Source organism: Paenibacillus sp. ClWae2A (assembly GCF_032452295.1).
GTDB lineage: Bacteria > Bacillota > Bacilli > Paenibacillales > Paenibacillaceae > Paenibacillus.
Genome location: NZ_JAULSQ010000001.1, coordinates 313,159 through 336,885, shown reverse-complemented (window position 1 = coordinate 336,885; position 23,727 = coordinate 313,159). Strand labels below are relative to the sequence as shown.

18 protein-coding genes are annotated in these 23,727 nt (G+C 44.7%); 4 read left to right on the top strand and 14 right to left on the bottom strand.

Translation table 11 applies throughout. The annotated features are described in order from the left end of the window. The first annotated feature begins 2 nt into the window (after window positions 1–2). Window positions 3–788, top strand: coding sequence for a DUF817 domain-containing protein (locus tag QVE09_RS01330; protein ID WP_315935322.1), 786 nt, complete (start codon window positions 3–5; stop codon window positions 786–788). Between the two features lie 93 nt (window positions 789–881). Here the strand turns inward: QVE09_RS01330 and QVE09_RS01325 are convergent, their stop codons facing one another. The 4 genes from QVE09_RS01325 to QVE09_RS01310 form a co-directional block, all read right to left on the bottom strand. Continuing rightward, on the bottom strand, window positions 882–1,490 hold the full coding sequence (locus tag QVE09_RS01325) for a hypothetical protein (RefSeq protein WP_315935321.1): 609 nt from the start codon (window positions 1,488–1,490) through the stop codon (window positions 882–884). A gap of 228 nt (window positions 1,491–1,718) precedes the next feature. Next, window positions 1,719–2,627, bottom strand: a complete 909-nt coding sequence (murB, locus tag QVE09_RS01320; RefSeq protein ID WP_397387003.1) for a UDP-N-acetylmuramate dehydrogenase — start codon at window positions 2,625–2,627, stop codon at window positions 1,719–1,721. 115 nt (window positions 2,628–2,742) lie between these two features. Beyond that, complete coding sequence (locus QVE09_RS01315; protein ID WP_315935319.1) at window positions 2,743–4,773, bottom strand: methyl-accepting chemotaxis protein; 2,031 nt, start codon at window positions 4,771–4,773, stop codon at window positions 2,743–2,745. A 233-nt stretch (window positions 4,774–5,006) separates the two neighbouring features. Further along, a complete protein-coding gene (locus QVE09_RS01310; RefSeq protein WP_315935318.1) occupies window positions 5,007–5,987 on the bottom strand; it encodes an SDR family NAD(P)-dependent oxidoreductase in 981 nt (326 codons plus the stop codon). A gap of 196 nt (window positions 5,988–6,183) precedes the next feature. Here QVE09_RS01310 and QVE09_RS01305 point away from each other — a divergent pair, with 196 nt between their 5' ends. Then, window positions 6,184–6,858 (top strand): class I SAM-dependent methyltransferase, encoded by a 675-nt coding sequence (locus tag QVE09_RS01305; RefSeq protein ID WP_315935317.1) that lies wholly within the window; start codon window positions 6,184–6,186, stop codon window positions 6,856–6,858. A gap of 83 nt (window positions 6,859–6,941) precedes the next feature. Here QVE09_RS01305 and QVE09_RS01300 read toward each other — a convergent pair whose 3' ends face one another. From QVE09_RS01300 to QVE09_RS01280, 5 genes are all read right to left on the bottom strand, one after another. Further along, window positions 6,942–8,345 carry an outer membrane protein assembly factor BamB family protein gene (locus QVE09_RS01300; protein ID WP_315935316.1) on the bottom strand — a complete coding sequence of 468 codons (1,404 nt, stop codon included), beginning with the start codon at window positions 8,343–8,345 and terminating at the stop codon, window positions 6,942–6,944. Between the two features lie 212 nt (window positions 8,346–8,557). Continuing rightward, window positions 8,558–10,609 carry a serine hydrolase domain-containing protein gene (locus QVE09_RS01295; RefSeq protein WP_315935315.1) on the bottom strand — a complete coding sequence of 684 codons (2,052 nt, stop codon included), beginning with the start codon at window positions 10,607–10,609 and terminating at the stop codon, window positions 8,558–8,560. Window positions 10,610–10,719: 110 nt separating this feature from the next. Beyond that, window positions 10,720–12,018, bottom strand: coding sequence for a GHKL domain-containing protein (locus QVE09_RS01290; protein ID WP_315935314.1), 1,299 nt, complete (start codon window positions 12,016–12,018; stop codon window positions 10,720–10,722). A 1-nt stretch (window position 12,019) separates the two neighbouring features. Beyond that, window positions 12,020–12,760, bottom strand: a complete 741-nt coding sequence (locus QVE09_RS01285) for a LytR/AlgR family response regulator transcription factor (protein ID WP_315935313.1) — start codon at window positions 12,758–12,760, stop codon at window positions 12,020–12,022. 198 nt (window positions 12,761–12,958) lie between these two features. Next, window positions 12,959–13,723, bottom strand: coding sequence for a YheC/YheD family protein (locus tag QVE09_RS01280; protein WP_315935312.1), 765 nt, complete (start codon window positions 13,721–13,723; stop codon window positions 12,959–12,961). A 202-nt stretch (window positions 13,724–13,925) separates the two neighbouring features. Here QVE09_RS01280 and QVE09_RS01275 point away from each other — a divergent pair, with 202 nt between their 5' ends. Both QVE09_RS01275 and QVE09_RS01270 read left to right on the top strand, forming a co-directional pair. Beyond that, the gene (locus QVE09_RS01275; RefSeq protein ID WP_315935311.1) at window positions 13,926–14,735 is read left to right on the top strand and encodes a DUF6492 family protein; all 810 of its coding nucleotides are present in this window, start codon (window positions 13,926–13,928) and stop codon (window positions 14,733–14,735) included. A 17-nt stretch (window positions 14,736–14,752) separates the two neighbouring features. Further along, window positions 14,753–16,126 (top strand): sugar phosphate nucleotidyltransferase, encoded by a 1,374-nt coding sequence (locus QVE09_RS01270; RefSeq protein WP_315935310.1) that lies wholly within the window; start codon window positions 14,753–14,755, stop codon window positions 16,124–16,126. Between the two features lie 107 nt (window positions 16,127–16,233). Here QVE09_RS01270 and QVE09_RS01265 read toward each other — a convergent pair whose 3' ends face one another. From QVE09_RS01265 to QVE09_RS01245, 5 genes are all read right to left on the bottom strand, one after another. Further along, a complete protein-coding gene (locus tag QVE09_RS01265) occupies window positions 16,234–19,044 on the bottom strand; it encodes a glycoside hydrolase family 2 TIM barrel-domain containing protein (protein WP_315935309.1) in 2,811 nt (936 codons plus the stop codon). Between the two features lie 184 nt (window positions 19,045–19,228). Beyond that, window positions 19,229–20,023, bottom strand: a complete 795-nt coding sequence (locus QVE09_RS01260) for an SDR family NAD(P)-dependent oxidoreductase (protein ID WP_315935308.1) — start codon at window positions 20,021–20,023, stop codon at window positions 19,229–19,231. Between the two features lie 130 nt (window positions 20,024–20,153). Continuing rightward, window positions 20,154–21,152, bottom strand: a complete 999-nt coding sequence (locus QVE09_RS01255) for an AraC family transcriptional regulator (protein WP_315935307.1) — start codon at window positions 21,150–21,152, stop codon at window positions 20,154–20,156. Between the two features lie 167 nt (window positions 21,153–21,319). After that, on the bottom strand, window positions 21,320–22,855 hold the full coding sequence (locus tag QVE09_RS01250) for a S1C family serine protease (RefSeq protein WP_315935306.1): 1,536 nt from the start codon (window positions 22,853–22,855) through the stop codon (window positions 21,320–21,322). Then, a complete protein-coding gene (locus tag QVE09_RS01245; RefSeq protein WP_315935305.1) occupies window positions 22,788–23,492 on the bottom strand; it encodes a copper amine oxidase N-terminal domain-containing protein in 705 nt (234 codons plus the stop codon). The genes QVE09_RS01250 and QVE09_RS01245 overlap by 68 nt, the downstream gene beginning before the upstream one ends. Between the last annotated feature and the right edge of the window lie 235 nt (window positions 23,493–23,727).

The following is a 23,727-nucleotide window of genomic DNA, read 5'->3' as shown; positions in this document are numbered from 1 at the left end:
AATTGAAACCTCTAATACAACTACTTCATTTTGGCTATCATCAGGCAATGAGCTGCATATTTCCCGTAGCGATCTTTGGAACACTGGCCCTGTCCAGCGTAATTCCTATTCCTTTCCTTCATCGATATGATGCCATTCTGCTTGTATTGCTTGCTGTGCAGTACCTGATGTATCGAAGCGGCTTGGAAACCAGAGATGAAATCAAGGTCATCTGTGTATTTCACATTATTGGCCTGGTGCTGGAGATTTATAAAGTATGGATGGGATCTTGGTCTTACCCTGAGCCAGCTTACACCAAAATCCTGGGTGTCCCTCTTTATAGTGGATTCATGTATGCAAGTGTAGCCAGTTTTATGTGTCAGGTGTGGAGAAGACTGCGAATGGACATGACCGGATGGCCTGGTTTTGCACCTTCCATGCTGCTCGGAGCAGCCATCTATATTAACTTTTTCACTCATCATTTTATTCCCGATTTTCGCTGGTGGCTGACGGCGCTTGTATTTATTGTCTTCTGGAAAACGTGGATTATCTACCGGGTACGAGCAACGACCTATCGAATGCCGTTATCGCTTGCTTTTATCATTGTTGGTTTCTTCATTTGGACTGCAGAGAACATCGCTACATTCTTCAATGCCTGGAAATATCCTGATCAGCATGATGCCTGGCAACTGGTTAGCTTTAGCAAAATTAGTTCGTGGTTCCTGCTGGTCATCATCAGTGTCATCATCGTTGCGCAGCTCAAGTATGTGAAGGCCAATCGAACCGCAGGTGATTCAAAGCCCATCTAACCATTACTTCCCTAATCATAAAAACAGCAGCACGCTTAGACTGGAAAATAAGTCTTCGAATGCCGCTGTTTATTTGCGTGGTTCTATTTGAGATTATTCAACAAATAACGAGCCAAAGCCATCTGCCTCTTCAATGTCTTTGTTGATTAAGAGGTTCTCCTTTTCATCGTATGCTTTGATCGTATAAGGAAGAGTAGTTGATGAAGGCAGGAATACGTACCAGATTTGTTGGTTCTCACCTGCCTCAACCAGCTTTGCATCGAATGTGTCGGACTTACCAGTTTCTTTGATTTCAACAGTTACACGTTTGATAGTGGAGTCTATGATGTCACCAAACAGCATAGGAAACGGGGCCGAGACTTTTTCCAGTTTCGGTATGGTCATATAATGCAACGCAAACTTGGATTCAACTGATTCATTAATGGAATATCCTCCACCCCATACCCATTTCCATCCGAAAATATTCTTGCGGGTATACTCCATCTGAAGATTACTGTTGTTTTCCCGACCCTTTTTTTGTGTGAACAAAATCATGCCTCCGTCTACAGCCTCCTGATGAATGAGTTGGGAGGTATAAAACTCACCTCTAAATTCCTGAACTGCCCTCTCAGGACTGTTCGCTATAGGAATATGTATAGGTTCACTTAATCCCCAAACCTCGGATATCCGTTGATCGGCTAGCCCGCCAGCTCGTTCATTCATATACATATATGCCAAGATTGACAGGGGCGATAGTAAAATTACCATTGTGGTGATTAGCAGAATTCTCCTGTTACGTTTGAACATCTCCATGTGCACTCCTTATGATAAGGTTGAAATATTAAATAAAATCATTCTAATATTACCATAATTAGCATACATACACTTAATTTCGTGCAACCCACATAAAAAAAGGCCGCCAACGGCGACCTTTCAATTCATTCATCGAAGCTATTCTCCCAGAAAGATTACTTCGGTTTCCAATTCAACTTGGAACGTATCATAGACTTTCTTCTGAATAAATTGGATCAGATCCATATAATCCTGGGCAGTAGCGTGATCCACATTTACGATAAAACCAGCATGCTTCATGGAGATTTCTGCACCTCCGATGCGAGTGCCCTGCAAGTTACAATCCTGAATCAGTTTTCCTGCAAAATGTCCTTCGGGTCGTTTAAATACACTTCCACAAGAGGGGAATTCGAGCGGCTGCTTGGATTCTCTCAGGAACGTTAATTCCTTCATTTTGCTTGCAATATCTTCCTTGTTTCCTTTTTGAAGCCCGAATTCGGCCTCCAGTATGATATAGTGATCCATCTTGAAAAGACTATTTCGATAACCAAATTTCATCTCTTCTCTCGGGATCTCCAACACTGCGCCGTCTTTGGTGATCACAGTCGCACGTTCAACAACATCTGCGATCTGACCGCCATAAGCACCAGCATTCATGTAAAGTGCGCCCCCCGTGCTTCCGGGAATGCCGCAAGCAAACTCCAAACCGGTTAAGCTATGCTCCAAAGCAAGTCTGGATACATCAATGATATCAACGCCACTTTGCGCAATCATGCTGTCCTCACTCACTTTAATTTGATCGAAGTGGCTAAGAGAAATCGTTACTCCCCGGATGCCCCCGTCTTTAATGATGACGTTTGAGCCTTTTCCAATGACCGTCAGAGGTAACTGATGTAAGTTGGCAATTTCCACGATTTTAGTGATTTCGTCTATCGTTGTTGGATGGATGAGAATATCTGCGTTACCACCTATTTTAATAAACGTGTGATTTTTTAGCGGTTCATTGAATTTCACTTTTTCCAAAGGTATCTGATGCTCAAAAATATTCATGATTTTCTCTCCCTGAATTCATAAAGAAATGATTGCACCATCGCAAAAATGAGATGCTCCTTCTTTATTATATGCTAAATAGGAGATTTTGTTTGAAATTATGTTGTTTTCATTATAATTAATCGCATTCTCTTTAGATTTTGAACTTTTCCGTGAGTTCCTGAAGACGTGATGCCATGCGAGCCAGGTAAGAAGAAGATGAGCTGATCTCCTGCATGGAAGCAAGCTGTTGCTCTGTTGCCGCAGATACCGTTTGTGCTCCTTCCGCCGTTTCCCGCGAGACATGAGAAATGTCCTCGATTTTCGCCACCACATGGGAGGTTTCTTGAACGATATTATCGGCCATGGTGGACACTTCACTGGCTTTGCTGTTCACCGTATCCACGGACAAGGTGATTTCGTCAAAGAGCTGGCCCGCCGTATTCATTACGTTCATCCCTTTGGAGACTTCACCAATTGCCTCAACCATGGATTGATCTGCATGCTGGATTCCTTCGTTAATGCTGCCAATTAGTGTGGTGACTTGCTTCGCTGAATCAGCAGCTTGCTCCGCGAGTGTACCTACTTCTCTGGCTACAACAGCAAAGCCTTTACCATGCTCACCTGCCCGTGCAGCTTCAATCGACGCATTCAAAGCCAGTAAATTGGTCTGACGGGAGATGTCCGAGATCACCTTGATAATTTGCCCGATCTCCAACGAAGTCTGAACCAGATGGTTAATGCCATCCGACACACGGTTGACAGAATGGTGGATGGTTCCCATTTGCGCCACAGCGCCATTGATAGCCTGCCCACCCTCCTTTGATTTCTCTGCAACATGTTCTGTAGCTAAAGCTGTTGCTGAGGCGTTATTTGCGATACGACCAATTTGTTCCGCCACATGATGAATAGTACGCAGACTTGCTTCAACCAGCGCGACCTGTCTGGCAGCGCCTTCCGCCATCTGTTCAATCGTTTCAGCGATATGCCCGGTTGCCGTAGCACTTTGTTCCGCATTAGCAGATAACTGTTCCGAAGCAGTGACCAGTTGATTAGACGAATTCTTCACCTCGGATACAATCGAATTCAGGGAACCGACCATAAGGTTGAAGGCATCCCCCAACTGGCCGAGTTCATCATTTGAATGAATGGCTGCGCTTTGGCTCAAATCTCCCCGACTGACTTCCCCGGATACATCATTCAATGTTTTGAGCGGTTTGGTAATGGAACGCACGATCAAGATTGTCATCCCTATCCCTAGCAGGGCAAATACAGAGATGACTATTAATGTATTGTTCCAAATGGGTTTGGCTGCTTGCACGATCTCGATCGGCGAGCGATCCCCTGCGATTTTCCAGCCCGTAAGTTGATTGGTAATATAGACAAGCTGACGTGTCTCTCCTTCAGGAGAGCTTTGCTCAATTTGCCCGGAGTCACCCTCAAACATCGTTGTCCCGGGTCCTCCGTCACCTTGAGCGGTGTCTTGTTCTGCATCGGAAGAAGAGTTGAGCGGTGTTGCACTACCATTTACCGCATCCTCACCCTGAGAACCTTCAGTACCCCACGGCGGATTTACAATCATGGAGCCATTCGCGCCAAAAATGACGACAAAGCCATTATCTCCAATTTTGATCTGGCTTACAGTCTCTTGCAGAGAACTTAAATCAAGGGTTATGGCGACGACTGACTTGCTGTCACTGGACGCTTTCGCTAAGGTCAATACTGTGTTACCCGAATGTTCCGAAGTGAACGGCTCCGTTAGAACGACCTGTCCTCGCGCGGCCATTGCCTTTGTATAGAATTCGCTCTCCATAGGTTTATCGTTGTCCGGCTGGATCTGACTGGAAGAAGCATACACATGCTGTCCGTCGCTGTTAACGAAAATAGCTGATTCGACCTCCGAATGGTTATTGGTATAGGCTTTTAATGCGGCTTCAGGAGTTGTAGATGTAATGGATTCGGCTAAGAGACCTACATCTGATTGTTTAGCTTGTATGTACTGGTTGACCATGCTGCTAACGAGCGATATGTCCGTGTTGGCCATGTTGGCTAGTTGTGTATCTACTTGCTGTTTGGCGGTAAGATAGGCGAATCCTCCGATAACCAGACTGGGAAGCAACAATACGACTAAAAATGATGCTACCAGACGGTTCCTGACCGTACCGATTTTTTTCTTAAATTTCATAGGCGTTTCTCCTTATGTATGATGTATCGTAGCTTATCCTCTATTAAGCATGAAATAGATGAGGGTACGATTAATTCCAACTTAAAGATATATGAAAGTTTTTCATGAAACTAAATGTTCTCTTTCGAAAATAAATAAAAAAACGCCTTGCGGAACCAGCATCTAGGCCGGATGAACACCGCAAGGCGTTTCTCATGCAATATCGTTATCTAGTAGTCGAGAAAATTACATGTTCAGGAGACTTCTATATCCGTATCTGTCAGCTTGGCCGATAGCTCCCATAAACGAATAGCTTGCTCGGGGTCGATAGCATATTTCTTGACCCCATAGAAACCTCCATCCTCGGGAGCCAATTCACTGATGTCACAATCCTCACAATAGACACCGCCTTTTCCCTCAAGCTGAGGTGAAGTTGCTGCCCAGACCTGCGTCGCTGCCCCCTGCTCAGGTGTTTTGAATGCAGGATTGGCCACTTGTCCAGATTCATCAATCCAGCCCAGAGCAATCATTTCCTCTTTTGGCATATGACGCTGTAGTGGTGTCATAATTCCGCCTGGATGAACGGAGAAAGCCCGTACTCCGTGCTCTGCACCTCGACGATCCAGCTCAACGCTGAATAAAATCGTTGCTGTTTTGGACTGTCCATAGGCAGGGAATTTCTCATAGCCATGTTCAAATTGGATGTCATCCCAACGAATCGGTGAGAAATGATGTCCCGCTGATGCCAAGGAAACAACACGTGCTCCCCCCTGACTTGCGAGTGCTGGCCATAACAGATTAGTCAGGGCAAAGTGGCCCAGATGATTGGTTGCAAATTGAGCTTCCCAGCCAGGACCAACCCGCGTCTCCGGACAAGCCATGATGCCCGCATTAAGAATCAGCATGTCAATGTTCCGATCACTCGCCAGAAACTGCTCGGCAAAAGCACGAACGCTGGATAAATCAGCGAGGTCCAATGCATCTATTTCAACACCTTCCAGACCAGAAAGTGCTTCCTGAGCAACCGCTGGACGACGCGCAGTCACCACTACACGGGCCCCCGCATTAACAAGCGCCCGTGTCGTCTCCAACCCGAGGCCGGAATATCCACCCGTTACAATAGCAAGCTTTCCTGACAAGTCCAGATCTCTCAATACATCCTGCGCTGTACTGTTATGGTTGAAGCCAGAGTCCATTTTATGTTGTAAAGTTCTAACATTATTTTCCTGTGTCATTCTGTTCATCTCCTTGGCGATATTTCTTCTTCTGCAAAGTCTACACCTTAGAGTGTACTCTAAGTCAAATGGGTTATTTCCCTTGGAGAGAATCGGAACCCATAGTTCCAGCCTATGAACTTATCCATAATCGATATTTCCCTTGATGCCTTTCAGTTTGTAAACTATGGAGAAAACCTCAAGGAGTGATGAGCACATGGAATTCTCAGTAAAGCAGCTGTTTGATAAGGTAGCCCAAGATTATGATGTGCAGCGAAAGCAACTTATTCCTTGTCTTGATGATTTTTATGGAATGGCTCTCGATCTAATGGAAAGTCCGCTTGATTCTCCACGTATTCTTGATCTGGGTGCAGGAACAGGACTGCTCTCCGGATTAGTCCTGCAAAAGTATCCCAACGCGCGATTAACCCTGATCGACATTAGTGATCAAATGCTCGAAGGGGCACGTCGAAGGTTTGCTGATGCTACACAAGTGCAGTATGTGGTTGGGGATTACTCAAAGTATGACTTCACCAGTTCTTACGATATGATTATTTCCTCCCTGTCTATTCACCATCTGACCCACGCTGATAAGAAAAAGGTGTTTGACTCTGTATATCAGCTGTTAGAACCAGGTGGATGCTTCATCAATGCAGATCAGGTTCAGGGAAGAACCCCCGATACGGACATCTATTACCGCCAGCGCTGGTTAGACGCGATTCATCAAAGTAGTTTGTCTGAGGAAGCCATCTCGGCTTCGATCGAAAGACGCAAGGTGGATATCAATGCCACGCTGGAGGATCAATTGGTGTGGTTGGAGGAAGCAGGGTTTCGCGTCGCAGATTGCATGTATAAATACTTGGACTTTGTGGTGTTTTATGCGCAAAAATAAAAAAAGACCGGATTATGGGCAGCTATGCCATGATCCGGTCTTCTCACATGATTTTCGTTCAGCGGCAGATGCAGGTAAATCACTTATTTCAGCGATGCTGGCAGCTTAACGCCGAGAAGTTTGCCTTCGGCTTGGATGATGATCATTCCGTTTGTCTTTAACGTCGTGTTATGCAGGTCTCCCCCGGTGGAGACTCGGAAAGCAGGCTGACCCGTCATCATGTTGAGGGCAAGCAGGGTGCCGTTACGTTGGGCTCGATACATTCCTTTGCCATAAACATCAATCTGAGAAACCGGGGCATCACCATGCCACTGCACCTCCTGACCATTAGCCAGCTTAACGCCTGTGAGTTCTCCCGTATTGGCATTTTTGAAGATCAACCTTTCCTGTGTAATGCCAAGCCACACCATATTTTCTCCGTAAGGGCGCTGAAAAGTTCGAAGTGGCACGGGGCCCGACTTGGTTGAGGTCAACGAATACTCCGCTATCTTATCCCCTTGTAGAATGTATAGTTTATCTTTACTCGCAAAGATTCCTCCATACCCTTTCACATAGGGTGGATCACCCGGAATTTTCCAGGTGTACTCCTGACTTCCTTTCAACACACCGGTCTTCAGGTTGTACGCATTAACTTTCCATTTGCGTTCAGGTGAAGACTCGTCATTTTCCAACATCGGAGAATAGTAGTCCGCTGAGTATGCAAGACCGTCTTTGATCTGAAGAGCCTCCCCCTGACCAAAATGACCCCATAACTTCTTGCCCGTTTTCTTGTCATACGCATTAAGCTGAGTGGACGTAAGTGCCCCTTGAACAAAAAAAGTTCTCAGCACCACACCATCAGACTCTTCGAGATATTCGGTGCCGTGACCTTCACCCAACGGTTCATCTGCCGTCCAACGCAGTTTGCCTGACTTGATATCCAGTGCAAACGTTGTACTTCCTTTAATCACGTAGAGCGTATCCACCGTTGGAATCAAAACTTCTGTACGCTGATACGTATCAATCCAGGTGGATGTGACAGATTGCCATTTTGCTTTGCCTGTTTTTGCATTCAAGGCATAAGGCTTATGATCACTGGTCAGTCCGTAGAGGACGCCGCCTTGATAGGTAATATAAGGAGTCAGGTCTTTGCCGTAAGTCCATAGACGTTTACCTGTTGTCGCATCAAGTGCAATCAACTTCGATCCAGCAAACGTGAATACTTTGCCTTCTTCTGCAATGGCATTAGCTCCGATGTACGTCTCGTTTATATTCAAATAGTTATCTACTTTCACTGTCCAAGAAGGTTTCAGTTCAGGTACAGTGATGCGCTGATACGAATACCAGTTACGGATGGATACATCCGATGCTTCCGCATGTGCCTGAGATGGCAACACGCCGATGACTCCGTGAACCATCAACATTCCGGCAGTAAGGCCTGCAACGATGGGTCTGCCTGCTCTTCTTTTCCAATGCTTAGTCGTTTGACGTTTATGTCGATTGATCATAGATAGTGATTCCTCCTGTTAAAAATGAGCCTGATATATAACTACATAAATATAACGAGTAGTGAAGCCGAATTGTTACCCGATTGTTAAATTATTCTAAAAATAAAATCAAAAAAGCCGCCATAAGGCGACCTCCTGAATACGACATTATTTATGTGACAAGTTGCGAATGCGACTTTGTAAAAGCAGTCCCTGCCCTGCTTTACTTTACTTTACTTTAATTCAATCTGGAATACATCACCGGCGTCCCCACCAAAAACGATAAAACCACTTTTTGGGAGCTTCGTCGATTCCTGATTGGTTGCTACAGAGAAATCAACCATTTCCCCTTTATCATTATACACTGCGTAACCTCCGGTCTTCGGAGAATCCACCGAGATGGATTTGTTCGCTGATCGGGCATCAATCGCATACCACCGGGCTTGACCGTTTGCCGGAATAGTTGTAATTCCTTTTTTCCCACCAAAGATTGGAGTAATCGCATCCTCTGCAATGTATTCCTGCGCATCCTGGATCAAGATCTCGGCGCCATTCTTCGTGTAAAATTGCAGATCAAACGCGTCTCTTCCATTCATCACAGGAATCTGGGCGATATTCTCTGCGTTGTTCGCATCCATGATTTGCGTGCCATTGGCATAACCATTTTCTGCATCAACAGATAGGTTCTTGATCAGCATCGATGGAAGCAGATAGAAGATCGATGTTATTTTTTCATCCAACGCGTAATATTTTGAGCCGTCACGAGCTGTCCATTTCTCTTTTGTTGCTGCGTCAAGCGCATTATGATCCAGTTTTTGATAATCATACGTGTTCATTATCGTTTGGCCTATGCCGGGTAACGTAATCATGCCCTGAACTTTAACATACACCTTGTCATTACGTTCCTTCACAAAGCTAGCTTTCACACTGCCATCCGTACTTGTAAAATGTTCGTCGCCTGTGTACACATATTTCTGCTCTGGAATAATGCCACCCAGCAAGGCAGGCAGTTGCATCTCACCATCGTTGATCTTTATGTCCAATGTCTCTCCTACCGTACCATAGAGACCGGAGTATGCACTTAATTCTGTTGGCATCTTCACTTTGTCGGGTGACGAGAAGGTCTGATCGGGTTTAACGTTGTCGATGATGCCTTGATCCGCCAGAACTTCCAGCAGCACTTTGCTGGCAAACATCTGATTGTAGATGGAAGATCCGCCAGATGATAGAACCGCCATTGAAATATCATGTTCAGGTATAGTGATTAACACGGCATGGTACAACATGGTATCCCCACCTTTGGCAAGCGCGGTAACCCCATAATCGCTGAAAGGTGCAAGGTCAACCGAATCCCATCCCAAGCCATAATTGATTGTATTTTGCTCATCAGATACCCATATGCCCTTACGATATTCATGAGATTGCATGGCCTTCACAGCAGATTCGGACAGAATATCCGGTCTGTTCCCCATTAATACCTCTCCAAATTGACTCAATTCTTCTGCGGTAGAGTACACTCCGCCTGTGCCGATAATGTTTGCATTTTCGGTAGGCATCTTCATCTCAAGTGTAGGCCAATAGGTTTCGGATAACTGCGCTCTGTCAAAGGAATCTAGTGGTGTCTTCGTTGATTCCAACTTCAACGGCTCGCTGATATACTTGGCGATATATTCGCTGTAACTTAATCCGCTCACCCGTTCAACCAGGATTTCAAGCAATTGAAAACCGTCATTGGCGTAGACGGAGTATGCGCCAGGTTTGGATTTCAGTTTTTCGGACTGAAGTTTGAGCAATAATTCATCATGATTGCGGGTGTCATTATCTTCAAACAACATGCTGTTTCCATAATGTGTACCGTAAAGACCAGATGAATGATTCATCAACATGCGCGGTGTGATTTGAGTATAGCGCGCATCTGCCATCTTAAAGTCTTGGATATACGAAGTAAGCGGCGCATCCAGATCTATTTTACCGGAATCAACCAGCTTCATGGCGGCTGCCGTAACAACCATTTTGCTAACCGAACCTATGCCATACATGCTATCCTTGTCTATTGGCTTCTGTGATGCCTTATCGTGCAGTCCGACACTATCTGATAAAATATATTCCCCTTCATCCATGATCGCATATTGCACACTGGTGACACCGTAGTTTTGCACCATCTCCTTGGCGATCTGCTCCGCCCGTGCCTCAATCGTACCGCTGTTATTCGCCTCTGCTCTGACATCTGTAAGCGGCGTAATTACAAGCACCGCTGTACATAAAAGACTAATTAATTTCTTCATCCCATGTCCTCCCTCAAATGTTCTTATGAATGAATTCATCATATCCGGGAAGAGACTGTTCGAACGCAAACGGACCCTGAATGGAAAAAAACAACCCCTGAACGGCAGGTTCAGGGATTGTCGGTGTGGAACGGAAGCACGACCATGTTGTTAAACTTCCGATGCTGATGCTCAATACTCATATGTCCACCATATTTCTCACACATTCTCGATATATTGGTTAGCCCGATCCCATGGTACTCCGGATTGGGCTTCTCACTTTTCAAATCAACTATCGGTTGCTCTACATGATTCATAATCTGGATGACAAGTGTAGATGTTGTGGAGTGAATGGCAATGAGGATGTATCGATCCTCCGCCTGTCTGACCTTCTTGGAAGCTTCAATTGCGTTATCGAGCATGTTACCCAGCACCACACACAGATCGTACCGATCGATCTGGATATGTTGCGAGTGGAGCTGGATTTTGGTGTCGATTTTGATCCCGTTTGCCTGCCCCATAGCCAAGGTATTTGTAACGAGTGCATCAATGACCAGATTGCCGGAGTTCACCCGCTGGTATGCACCTTCAATCGTATTTAACGTAGACTTGATATGGTCACCTGCTGCCGTCAGTTCGTTACGTTGGATACATTCATCAATATACAGAAATTGCTGATTGATATCATGGATGATGGATTTAATGTTTTTGAAACTGTGAACGGTCTTCTCATAGTTGGCATCCTGGTAGTCCATCTGACGTTGTAACTGGGTATTTTCATGCGCAAGCTGTACCTTTTCCACCATATTATCAAATACATATACAATGAACACGTTGAGAAATAGCGAGCCCAGTACAGAAAAGACGTAGAATATGTTTTTTTCACTATAAATGGAGGCCACATTGATCTGATAGATCGTAATAATGGGTACGATGAGAAACAGCAAATAATAACGATAATGAACGGCAAAACTTCTACCTTTGGCGACTAGACGGACAACTTGAATAACAATGAACATGATGCTGCAACCAAGCAGCATCACCTTGGAGAGAATCCAGTGGTCATCTCCGTTGAACTGTTCCCATGAGATGAAATCTGTGGATTCCAACACTCCGAGAATATATACAGCTATCGTATTTGCCATAGTAATCAGAACCGCATACAGGATGGTAAAAACAAGCTTGATTTTGAACTCCACTTCATAGGACTGTGCCAGACTGAAGATTAATAGCAGAGCAACAGCAGTCGAAACAAGATCGGAGAAGGACGATGCCAAATAAAAGTAACCCAGCATAACAAATACTACGAAATAGAGCGCTCTCTGTGGCTTCCGCTTGGACTTGCCCAGCACAGAATCAAAATAAAAATTCGCCTGAAATGCCATAAGTAAGGTCACAAAGATAATGGAAAAGATCATATAGGCATCCATATCATTGAATCCTCATGATCATATATTTGGTGTAGGCATCCTTGACTTCTTTGACCTTGGATCGACCTATGGGCAGTTCCGTTCCATTCAACATAACGACCTGGGTACCGGAAAACTTCTGAACATGCATCAGGTTGATGATAATCGAGCGATGAATCTGCAAGAAACCATGGTCTTTCAAACCGGTAGCATAACTGGATAAAATGCCTTTGGTCTCATGTACATTTTCCTGTGTCACAAAATTCAACTTGTTCTTGATCGTTAAACTTTTGACGACCTCAATCCAGAGAATATCATCATATTTCAGCAGCAATTCATCATAGTCTGATTTGATTAGTACATACTTTTTGTCCAATGCCTGAAAATATTGACACAGCTTAATCATCTTTTCCTCGAAAACTTGCGGCTGGATTGGCTTGATCAGATATTGAAAGGTGATGACATCAAAGCTCTCCACCATATATTCCGGGTAACTGGTCAAGAACATAATCTGTACATCCAGAAACTTCATGTCCCTGATCTCTTTAGCGGTCTGAATCCCGTTCATTCCGCCCATCTCCACATCCAAGATGAGAATATGAAATGTATCCCCGATATCTCTGTAATGTGAGAGCAGTTGTTCACCAGATGTGAAAAGGCTAATTTGAAAATCAAAATTGGTTTTTAGAGATAAGGAAACCAGCATCGATTTCACACGTTCTCGCTGCTGCTCCTCATCATCACAGATTGCAATATTGAACATGGGGGAACATCCGCCTTTCATCGACATCGACTCTGAATTTCACTCTCGAATATACTATTTTAGCATAGGTTTCGGAGTCGAATTGGGATGAAATGCATTATTCAGACCCTAAAACGCAGTTCAAGCTCAAAAGTCACCACATTGGCGACTCTTGAGCTTGAAACCTTCTCCATCCATTCCTATGAAAAAACCGGTCTGTTATTTTGTTTTTTTGGGGAAAGCATGGCGGTAATATCGTATAACCTTGCGATACATCGTCTTGTCCTTTAATTGATTGAATATAAATGGGTCAGGTTTGACATTAACCTCAATAATCCAGGGTTTCAGACTGTGGTCAAGGCCGATATCCACACCGATTTGCATTAGATACGGGTACTTTTTTTTCATATGACGAGCTATGCGCAGGCTAAGCTCATTCATCTCCTGAACCAGTTCATTCCTGCGTTTTGTGGATGCATGCGATTGTAACAGCTTGTGAATATCCATCGGTGTACCACCACTATGATAATTGGTTACGATTTTCTTAGGATGACCCAGTCGGCCGATGATTCCGGTAGCTTCCCAATGTTTGGTCGGGCTTAGCTGTATCATGACTCGGATGTCAAAGCGTCTGTTATTGTGCTTAAGCAGATGGATTCCTCTCTGAATCAGATAACTTCTTTTATTCACCAAACGAGTCAGACTGCTATAAAACGATTCAAAGCTGTCAAACGTCAGGCGTTTTTGCTCGATCTGATAGACAAAATGTTGATGACTGTCCATCTCGGCCTTAATAACACCCATCCCGAAAGTACCTCTCTCAGGTTTGACATAGACCATTCCATATTTGCTGATCATGGATTTCAGATTCGTTTTGTTATATTTCTGTGTGTCGGGGATAAACGGTTTAATTGATTCATTATTAATGATCAATTTTGTTTTTAACCACTTGCTTCTTAACGGCTGCAATTTATCAACTCCCATGTCGTAAACTCTCCCTTCAGCAACCGCATTAAAGCCCGCTGTTTAATCTACATCCTGCAAGCATTATATGTAATACCGATAAAGGAACCCTCAACAAAAGCCCCTATTCGTAAAAATGTATATTTGCACATGCCCTGACCAAAACACTTTTGCACACATACCATATAATGAGTCATCACGATTTGTGCAAGGAGATGAGTAAATGTCCGTCCAGCGTGGAATCCGGTTGAATAATGCGCCTAAGATTGATGTTCTGATACCAGCGATCGAGAAAGATTTGGCTACCCTTCCCCTCGTCATCGATAACATTCGTCGTTATGTAAAACATCCCATTGGAAGCATATATATTGTTTCTCCGGTCAGCACCAAAATCAGAAAACTTTGTTCCCGTAAAAACTGCATTTTTGTTAATGAGCGCTCCGTCCTGCCTATAACCAAAAACGAGATACACTACCAGTCCTCCCGATGGAATCGGTCAGGCTGGTTATATCAGCAGCTGCTCAAAATGAACGGAGATTCCATTGTGAAGGCAAAATACTTTCTAGTCATGGATGCGGATACCGTACTGATTAAACCTCATTCATTTCTTGTAGAAGGTAAAACAGTATTTTACTGCCGTGACTGGAGCCAGCCGGAATATTTCAATACCTACCGCAAGTTATTAGGCATGAAAGCTCCGCGTCCCCGCTCTTTTGTCACCCATTATATGCTGTTCGACAAATCGAAACTCTCTGCCTTAAAACAGAAAATCGAAGCGCTTCATAAGCTGCCATGGTACAAAGCGATCATCTCCAATATCAATAAGAAGAAGCAGTTTGGTTTCTCCGAGTATGAAACGTATGCCAATTTTATGTATACGAAGAACCCAGGCAGCATGGTCCTTAGAAGTTCCATGAATAAAGGTCTGAATGTGAACGCTTCTTCGTTAAAAGAGCAACAAATCCGTAATCTGGCTCTTAAATACCGTTCTCTTTCCTTTCATAAACGGAAAATCTATAGTAAAGCTCCCTGAGCTTAAGGAGGAAGCCCATGCATATCGTACTGCTGTGCGGCGGCTCTGGCAAAAGGCTCTGGCCGTTATCCAATGAGCTTCGCTCCAAGCTGTTCGTAGATATACTTCCATCACCCGCTGGAGGTAGGGAATCCATGATCAGCAGAGTATGCCGCCAGCTTGACAGTTCATCCCTGACGGATTCAACGCTCATTATTTCACATCAGGATCAGGCTAATATTACGGCTCGACATACTCAAGGCAAAATACCAGTCATCGGGGAACCTTATAAACGAGGCACTTTCACTGCGGCAGCCTTAGCGACGTTATATCTGCAATCCTTCCGAATGGCCAAAGATGACGATGTGATCTGTATCGCGCCAGCTGATGTGTTCGCAGGTGAAGATTTTTTCGGAAACTTCCAATTACTGCCGGACATCTTGAAACATTCTCAAGCCGATATCGCTTTAATTGGGACAAGGCCTACACATGCTTCAGAACAGTATGGATACATCCTGCCGGGTGGGGAAGAACGTCATGCTTATGCGCCCATAACACAATTTATAGAAAAACCCGAAGCCACCATTGCTGAAACGCTGCTACAACGTGGGGCACTATGGAACTGCGGTGTGTACGCATTCACCGTTGCGTTTATGATATCTCATATTAAAAAAATGGGGCTTCCGGTTCATTATGATCAATTGTCGTCCCTGTATGAAGCGTTGCCTGAACGCAGTTTTGACAAGCATGTTGCAGAAAAGGCGGAGCGGGCCGTAGTCCTGCCTTATAAGGGAGTATGGCAGGATATCGGAAGCTGGGATACGCTGTGTGCACAATTAGATTCCCATGTAATCGGACACGGCGGAATCTCGGGTTCTTCCTCCGATTCCTATATTATTAACGAGCTTCCCTACCCCATCCAAGTCATTGGCGTGCCAGGTATTATCGCTGCCGCAAGTCCGGACGGCATTCTCATTGCCAACAAAAATAATTCAAATGAAATTAAATCGCAATTGGGCAGCTTGCCATTAAAACCGATGTATGGTGAAGCAACCTGGGGCAATTATCGTGTCATTGAGAGTTCGGTAGAAGATGAAAATACAACTGTAACCACATTAAACATAACAGTTCTACCGGGCAAACATATCGGGTTGAACTGGCATAGAACTGGGTGTAGAGCATGGACCGTGCTTGCAGGCAGTGGGCAAGTGCTTGTCAACGGAAAGGTCATGCAAGTGAGTATGGGCAATCAGTTCGCGATTACCAAGGAGAGTCTCTTTTCTATTCTGGCTGAAACCAGGATGGTGATCCTTGAGGTCCGGATCGGAGTAACAGAGGATAAAGACAACATACTTTTTGAAGAAGAAGATTGGAATGTAATCCTAAAAAGTGCAGGTTCATCTAACGCTTAATGGGAAAATGAACCGATTCAATCTGCGTGTCTTATAGCCCCTTCCATTCGCGGAAGGGGCTCATTGGCATAATTAAGGGGAAACCTGACACTTCTTCTCCCTATATCTTAGTTAAGCAACTTGCGAAGTTCCTCTACTTCCAGACGTGCAACTGGCTGGTAAGCGGAACTTTGTACATAACGCTGGAAGCTGTATAACAACTGTCTGCCCTCCAATGTAGTCATCAGACGCTCCAGATTCAGCGCTCCCATCAGCACTCTCCCCTTCCCGACCCGACACTCCATCAACAGGCCGAGCTTGTGGTTTCGCTCAAAATTGTCAATGGTCTGCACGATCGGCGTAATTCCTGGGCCAAGTTCATCCAAAATCATCGAGGACGAGTTGGATACGATATTCCACCACGGATAGGTCGAGTAATCTTCCGTGACAAAATGTTCGAATGCTGGATGATCCCTCTGAATCAACAAGCCCATCGTGCCCACGGGAACCTCTCTTTTCATATTCTCTGATATGGAACGAAACATAGGATAAGACCAGAAATCGGTGCTATAGAAACCTTGAATCGCATGTTGAATCTGGTCGGGATTTGGGAAAAGCATGATATCCTCTCCCTGCTCTAGCAACACCAGCGCTGCTTCGGAGAGTTCGGTAAAGAGATTTAATCCGGTCAATTCCACGTCCAGTTGGCTTGGGTAGACCCAAAGGTCATAGGACTTACGGATATCCGTACCTGGAATGGACAGTAACAGTTCCATCTTGGTCATCTTGGAGACTATTGGGATATGAATACAGAGATTTGTGATACTCACATAATGTTCTCCATGGAATGATGGAAGGTCTGCTTTTCCTTCTATAAGGGTGGAATCCTCACCATGTAGCTCCCACTTCAGATGAAGTCGGTCCAATGCCTGTCTGCGGAAGTAACTTAATTCAATCCGCGCTTCAAATAATTCTCCTGCTTCATAACTATACTTGGGAAACCGCGCCAACAACACAGCGTCGGAACAGAATGTTCTCCACTCCTCCGGTGTAATCATGCCCTTGGAATCCATGAATGCATCCAGTACACCCACCAGCGCTGTCCCCTGACCACTGAAATCCTGGAGATCCAGCAGTTGGAACCCGGCTAGTTGTTTCGAACGAAAAGCAGCCTCCAGTTCTTCCTTGTAACATGCGACCGCGAGCTTGCCAGAGGCTCTGAAGTAGGCTTCCGCAAGATGTCCCAGCCCTTTAGCTTCCAGACGCGCTTGGAACACTTCAAAGTTCTTCGCTTTGAGAGAGCCCGTATACTTGCTGATCTCCTCGAAATTAGGAAACGTGGCGTACTGTCCAATTTCATGCGAGATGATGGGTACGTGTGAGACAAGTTGGTCACTTCCAGCTTCGGCCTGCACTGTTTTGGAACCTGTCCCATACTGAATCTGAATCTCTTTGTCCCCAGTCTGACCAGAAGGCTCAGCATCGCTGCCTTGCTCAGGTACAATGTTTGAATCGTAATCTTTCAATGTATTTGGAAGGTCGGTCTGCACATGACCGAGCGGAGCATCACACATCGCATATGAACCTCTGAACAGGCGCTCTTTGGAGAAACGAACCCCGCAGAAGAATTCACTTTCCTCCAGAATGTCCGGCACAAACTGAAAGTTATTCGAACCTTCGGTGTATAGATGACGATGATCATATGCTTTGTATGCCTTCAGGATCGAATTCAATCTGTCCTTGCTTCCCCATAGTTCATTCCCCATGGACATCATGACAAACGAAGGATGATTACCAAAAGCACGCAGCATCGCAAATCCTTCGCTAATCAAGTAATCCTGCTCGGCTTGATTATGCCCATCCGAAGATTCATCCGTAATGGTTCCCCAGAACGGAAGTTCAGGCTCCATGTAGATGCCGAGCAGATCCGCTGCAATAAAAGCAGCCTCGGGAGGACAACAGGTATGGAAACGATAGTGATTGATACCGTAGGACTTGGAGATAGCGAGAGTACGAACCCATTCATCCACATCTGTTGGCGCGTATCCCGTGAGCGGAAAGATCAGCCCGTCATGTTTGCCTCGAAGAAACGTTTTGCGACCATTAATGGTGAATTTGTCTCCAGCAGCCCGGAATTCCCGTAATCCCGTCCACACTTCGGTGGAATCCAGCACTTCGCCGTCCTGATCTTGCAGATGAATATGAAGTTGGTACAGGTTAGGTTCATCATCACTCCATAACATCGCAACTTCGCCAATCTTGTACGTCAGCTGGATCTCCTGCGAAACCGGGGCGAAAATCTGTTCCTCAGTCGTATACACCGGATCTGCACTGACTGCAACAGCCGAAACCACGATTCGTACGTCTTGCATGTCGCCAACACGTACTGCCTTGATCTCGAAAGACCGAGTCGCAAGATCGGGATAGACCTGAACATTATCCAGGAAAACACGCTCGAAAAATTGAAGTTCCAATTTCCCGGTGATGCCGTTCCAATTCGTCTGCGTATCTTCGGATGTAAGGTGCCCACCTTTGGTTGGATAATTGGTATTGTCCACTCGAATGGTAATTGTATGAATCCCAGCGGTTAGCCCTGCCTCAATCTCGTAACGGTGAGGTGTGTTCAGACTGTTTTGTGTTCCGCATTCCACCCCATCGATCCAAACTGTGGTTACTCGTGTTCGTTCCAGATGCAAGAAGCAACATTTTCCAGCCAAGTGTTCGGGAATTTCAATCTCTCGTGAAAACCAGGCATAACCCTCAAATAAGTACTCATCCGTCAGCGCACCGATTAACACATTCTCGTTTTTCTTGCCCTTGGCCGCATGAGATGTAGTATTTGGCAATGTAATAACGTCTGAGAAATTCAGACCACGTTCCACCTTATGTCCATCGAGTTGGAGTTTCCATATGCCTTCCAGATTTATTGCAGCTATCATGATAGTGTCCCCTTTTAGATTCATATAATCGATACAAGTAATCGCTTCCAATTCACAGAAATCGTTTTCGAAAATCATACCTGTATTATAAACTCGCTTGATGCCCTCGCATAGATCATATAAATAAAAAAGTCGCCAATGCTGGCGACATCTTATGGATACATATCCTGTATCCTGAACAATTTTAAAATATGGTAGGAACCATGCCCCCGTCCATTCGGATGGGAGAGCCTCTAAAGGCTGAAGCATATGGGCTGCATACAAATGCAGCGAGTCTGCCTATTTCACTTGGCTTGATGAATCGCTGTAATTCGGACTGTGGCAGATTACTCTTCATAAAGTCTTTCTCTTTTTCCTCGAAAGTCAACGTCTCATCAGGGTATATGCCCTCAATGATTTTTTGTACGTTTTCGGACAGTGTCGGACCTGGCAGGATCGTATTGATCGTAACCTCGGTCCCTGCTGTCAGTTTGGACAAACTTTTGGATAATGACAGCAGCATTGACTTGGTCATGCAATACTGGGGCATCTGGCCTGAAGGCATAAGAGCTTCTTCACTTGCGATGAAAATAATACGCCCGTCATTGTTCTTCATCATTTTAGGCAAATAGTATTGAGACAAGCCATTGGCAGCCAACACATTAGTACGGAAATATTTTTCCCACACTTCATCATTTACATCTTCATAACTCATGATTTCATATATACCCATGCTATTAATTAAAATATCAACCTCAGGAAATTTCTCGAATAAAGCTTGGCGTTGCGCCATATCCACAAGATCAGCCGTAGCCTTTTGCGGAGAGGTCTCCGGAAAAGTGGACTTGATTTCACGAACTGTTTGTTCCACCTCTTCATCATTGCGTCCATTAATCAGCACATGAACTCCTTCTCGTACAAGTTCCATGGCAATGGCTTTACCGATCCCTTTTGTTGATCCTGTAACTAAGGCTGTTTTCTCTTTTAGTCCCATATCCATCCTGCATTTCTCCTTCTTAATTACAACTATCCGGCAGCCGTTTCTTGAACATTGCCAACAGCTTCATACACCGGATAGATATAATATTACGCGGTCTGAAGGGCCTAGTAACTAGCACATTGCGCCAGAATTATTGCCTGACACGCCAATTCGAAGGAGTATCCCCTTCCCAGGTCTTGAAAGCACGATAGAATGAATTCTGATCTTCATATCCAACCAGGAATGCCACTTCTTTGATATCGAGCGAAGAATCTGCCAGGTACTCCCGGGCCTGCTCACGTCTGGCTTCGGTTAATAATTGCTTGAAGTTTGTGTTCTCATCCATCAGTCGCCGCTGCAAGGTACGATCGCTCATGCGAAGCTCTTTGGCCACCGTCTGGATGTCAGGGCGCTTTCCTGTGAGACTGCGTTTCATGATCCATTTGACCACTTCAGTAACGGAACGATTGCTCTCTTGTTCGTCCAGCGACTGATCCAGAGCCGGGGTCAGAATCTCCAATAACTCCTCGTTATACGATAGAAATGGAAGACTCAGATCTTTCCGTTCTAACGTCAGGCGATTATAGTTCGAATTCGTATCGACTCGGCACCCGAAGTAAGACTCAAGGGTGGCTAGGTCACCCATCGCTTGGGAGAACTCAACCCTTTTGGCAGTCAAAGGCTGTCCTGTGCCCCTCCGTCCAAGTTCGATTAGAAATGCCAGCGTAATACCGACCAGTAATGGCGGACCTTGTTGTTCCTTATGTAACCATTCGAGTTCAATGATACATTGCTCCCCTGCTTCGGTAATCTGCAAACTCTCGGGAGGACACATTTGCTTGTAACGCACCATGCGATTCAACGCATCACGATAATCACGAGCATGGTACATCGCCAGAACAGGCGGAGGGTACTTCGATATTTCATATCCGGTTGCAAGTTTGATGAGGCCCTCGGCGGTGTCCCCAATGAGATCAGAGTAGGCCTGCCAGATTGCGAAGTACTGAGATTGGGTCACTACAGGTTTTTCTATTGTCTCAAGAGACAGTTGTGCTGTGCGAGCGATGTCGTCAACACCAACCCCTAATTGATGTAATCCAGCCCAAAAACCTGGATGAACCTTAATTCGATCATTCAGTTGAGATTGCATGTATACAGGCTCCTTTAACTTTGTTCCATTTTTCATTCTGATTTCTAATTATAGAATGGATGTACCTATTTTTGAATCTTACCTCAGCGAGCCATTTCCCGTCACAATAAAATAAAATTGAAGAGGCCCTTGCTGTTTCAGCATGGACCTCTTCTACTCTTGCTCTCCTAGAAATCTTTAACCGTCTCAACCGCATATTGCGGCAGAGGATTGCCAGGTAACGTTATTTTGGTTATTGCAATCAGTTGTTTATCTGACATGAACAGCTTTAGGATGGTTCCTTTGGTCGTTAGTGTACCCGTCACTTTAAGTGTTTCCGTATCATACTGTTTAATCATGCGATCTTTTCCTGTGAAAAAGATTTCCTTATGCGCTGAATGTACAGCTACATAGTCAAACGGATCGATTGCAGTCGCATATTGCATATTACTTGCAGAGTTATTGGTAGCGGACAAAACCGTTCCTGCTCCGTTTAATACATACTTGCCATCAGGTGTAATGCCAATAACCGTTGAGAACTTGTATTCACCGTGATAAGGAGAATCTTGCTTGCTACTAAACTTGCCATCCATTAACCGAAACATCTCAATATCTCTTGGCGAAGCGTCGGAGTCAACAGCATAGATCCGATCTTCCGAAGGATGCAGGACCATGTGACTTCCTTGTCGTATGGTTGCACTGGAGATCTCCTTCTTTGTCGCCCGGTCATAACTAATGATAGAGGTCCATTGCCCGGAGCCCGAATTAACGTAGACATGACCGGAATGATCTACCTCAATTTCATATGGATCGATACGAGTATCCCACTGATCTTTGATTTTAAGCGTGTCTGCTTCAAGTACAACGATCTGTCCTCCCTGCTGCTCTTCAAAGCGGTATGAACTGTAATCAGCATTGCTGAAGATGACATAGATCTCACCATTTGCATACATAAGCTTTCTTGGAGGAGTACTGAACGCAGTGGACTCTACCAGATTCTTGTTGTCAGCGTACCGATAAGCAAAAATAGTGGATTGATTTTCATCAATTGCAAAGATAACGGATTGAGCCGGATCTAAAGTGGCTTCACGAACCGTTCGCCCCATAAGATGAACATTCTGGCTAACAGTCGATGGCTGTTCTACAGGTGGATCTTGTTCCGTCACTGCTGTTTCCCTGAATTGATCTTGGTTAAGCACAGGGATGGATGAAAAGGATAATGCCGTGTATTTCTTGATCCAACGGGATGCATAATCAATTGGAATAGCAAAGTTCAAATCGCCTTTCTCTATACCCATTGTATTTACTCCAATGACTTCACCTTTCATATTAAGCAATGGTCCCCCGGAACTGCCGTTTGTGATCGGAGCCGTAGTCTGTATTAGCCTATCACCGCCGTAGTTTCGAATACCGCTAACGATCCCTGTCGAAATCGTGTTTTGAAGTCCTTCAGGATTACCTATGGCTACTACAGGCTGCCCCGTAGTAATTTTAGTCGTTAGTCCTACATGAAGTGGAGGAATATTCGTTCGCATTGATGTTTTGACTATGGCCAAATCGAGATTCTCATCCGCTACAACGACCCCTTGTACTTCATAATATTGGTCCTGACTCGTCTGGATCATATAACTGCTGGAATCAGCAATGACGTGATAATTAGTTAAAAATAAGCCATCCGATCGAAATGGCACTACCGAATCCGAGATAATTATCATCTTTGTCATACGACTCCAGCATGACTACACTTTGTTCCAGACGGGCAACTTGTTCTGTGGACAATGTTTTACCTGTGAATGGATCTTTCGAATAAGGAGCAAGTACAAACTTTAAGTAATCAACGATCTCCTTATCCTGTTTTGCATTAAGAATAGTGTTATTACTTACGACAATAATGCCTCGGTCAAAAAACACCTTTTTACCGAATGCTTCGCTTACCGCCCTTAACGGGAGGAACACTCTGCCTTCTTTGTATTGTGCCGGAGCGTCCAATGCAAAAGATTTGCCGTTAATGAACACCTTGCTGCTGCCTAATGTCAATTTAATGGATTTACCTGTGGCTTTAATGGTAGCTGTGGACGTTTTCGAGTCCCATGCCACTTGTGCTCCCAGACTCTCGCTTATGAAACGAAGAGGCAGCAGTGTCCGGTTATTTTTAACCAGAGGAACGATATTAAAATTGGTTTGGTCAATCAACGTGTCCGTATTATCAACGACTGCGTTTGGGCTGCCAAGCGAGAGAATGATAGCCCCTTGGAATGCGGCGTTAAAATCAAACGAATCTTCTTCAGCGTACCCTGTAACAGGTGTACAGGATAAACCTAATATAATGGTTACCAGTAAAATAATTGTACGTTTCATCATTTTCTTGCTGTCTCCTCATGATGTCAGATGATGGGTTGTTGCCTTTGACAGTTTACAGCAATTCTACCTATACTTCCTCTGGTATTATTTTGTTTTTATTTACATATATCGGATGATCATGGAGTTCGAGTGGAACGCTGGGAACAAGACTTCATTAAAGTTCCGGGTAATACGAAAACACGACTGCCATGAGTGGTCAGTCGTGTTCAAGTCAATCATTTAATATAGTATGAAA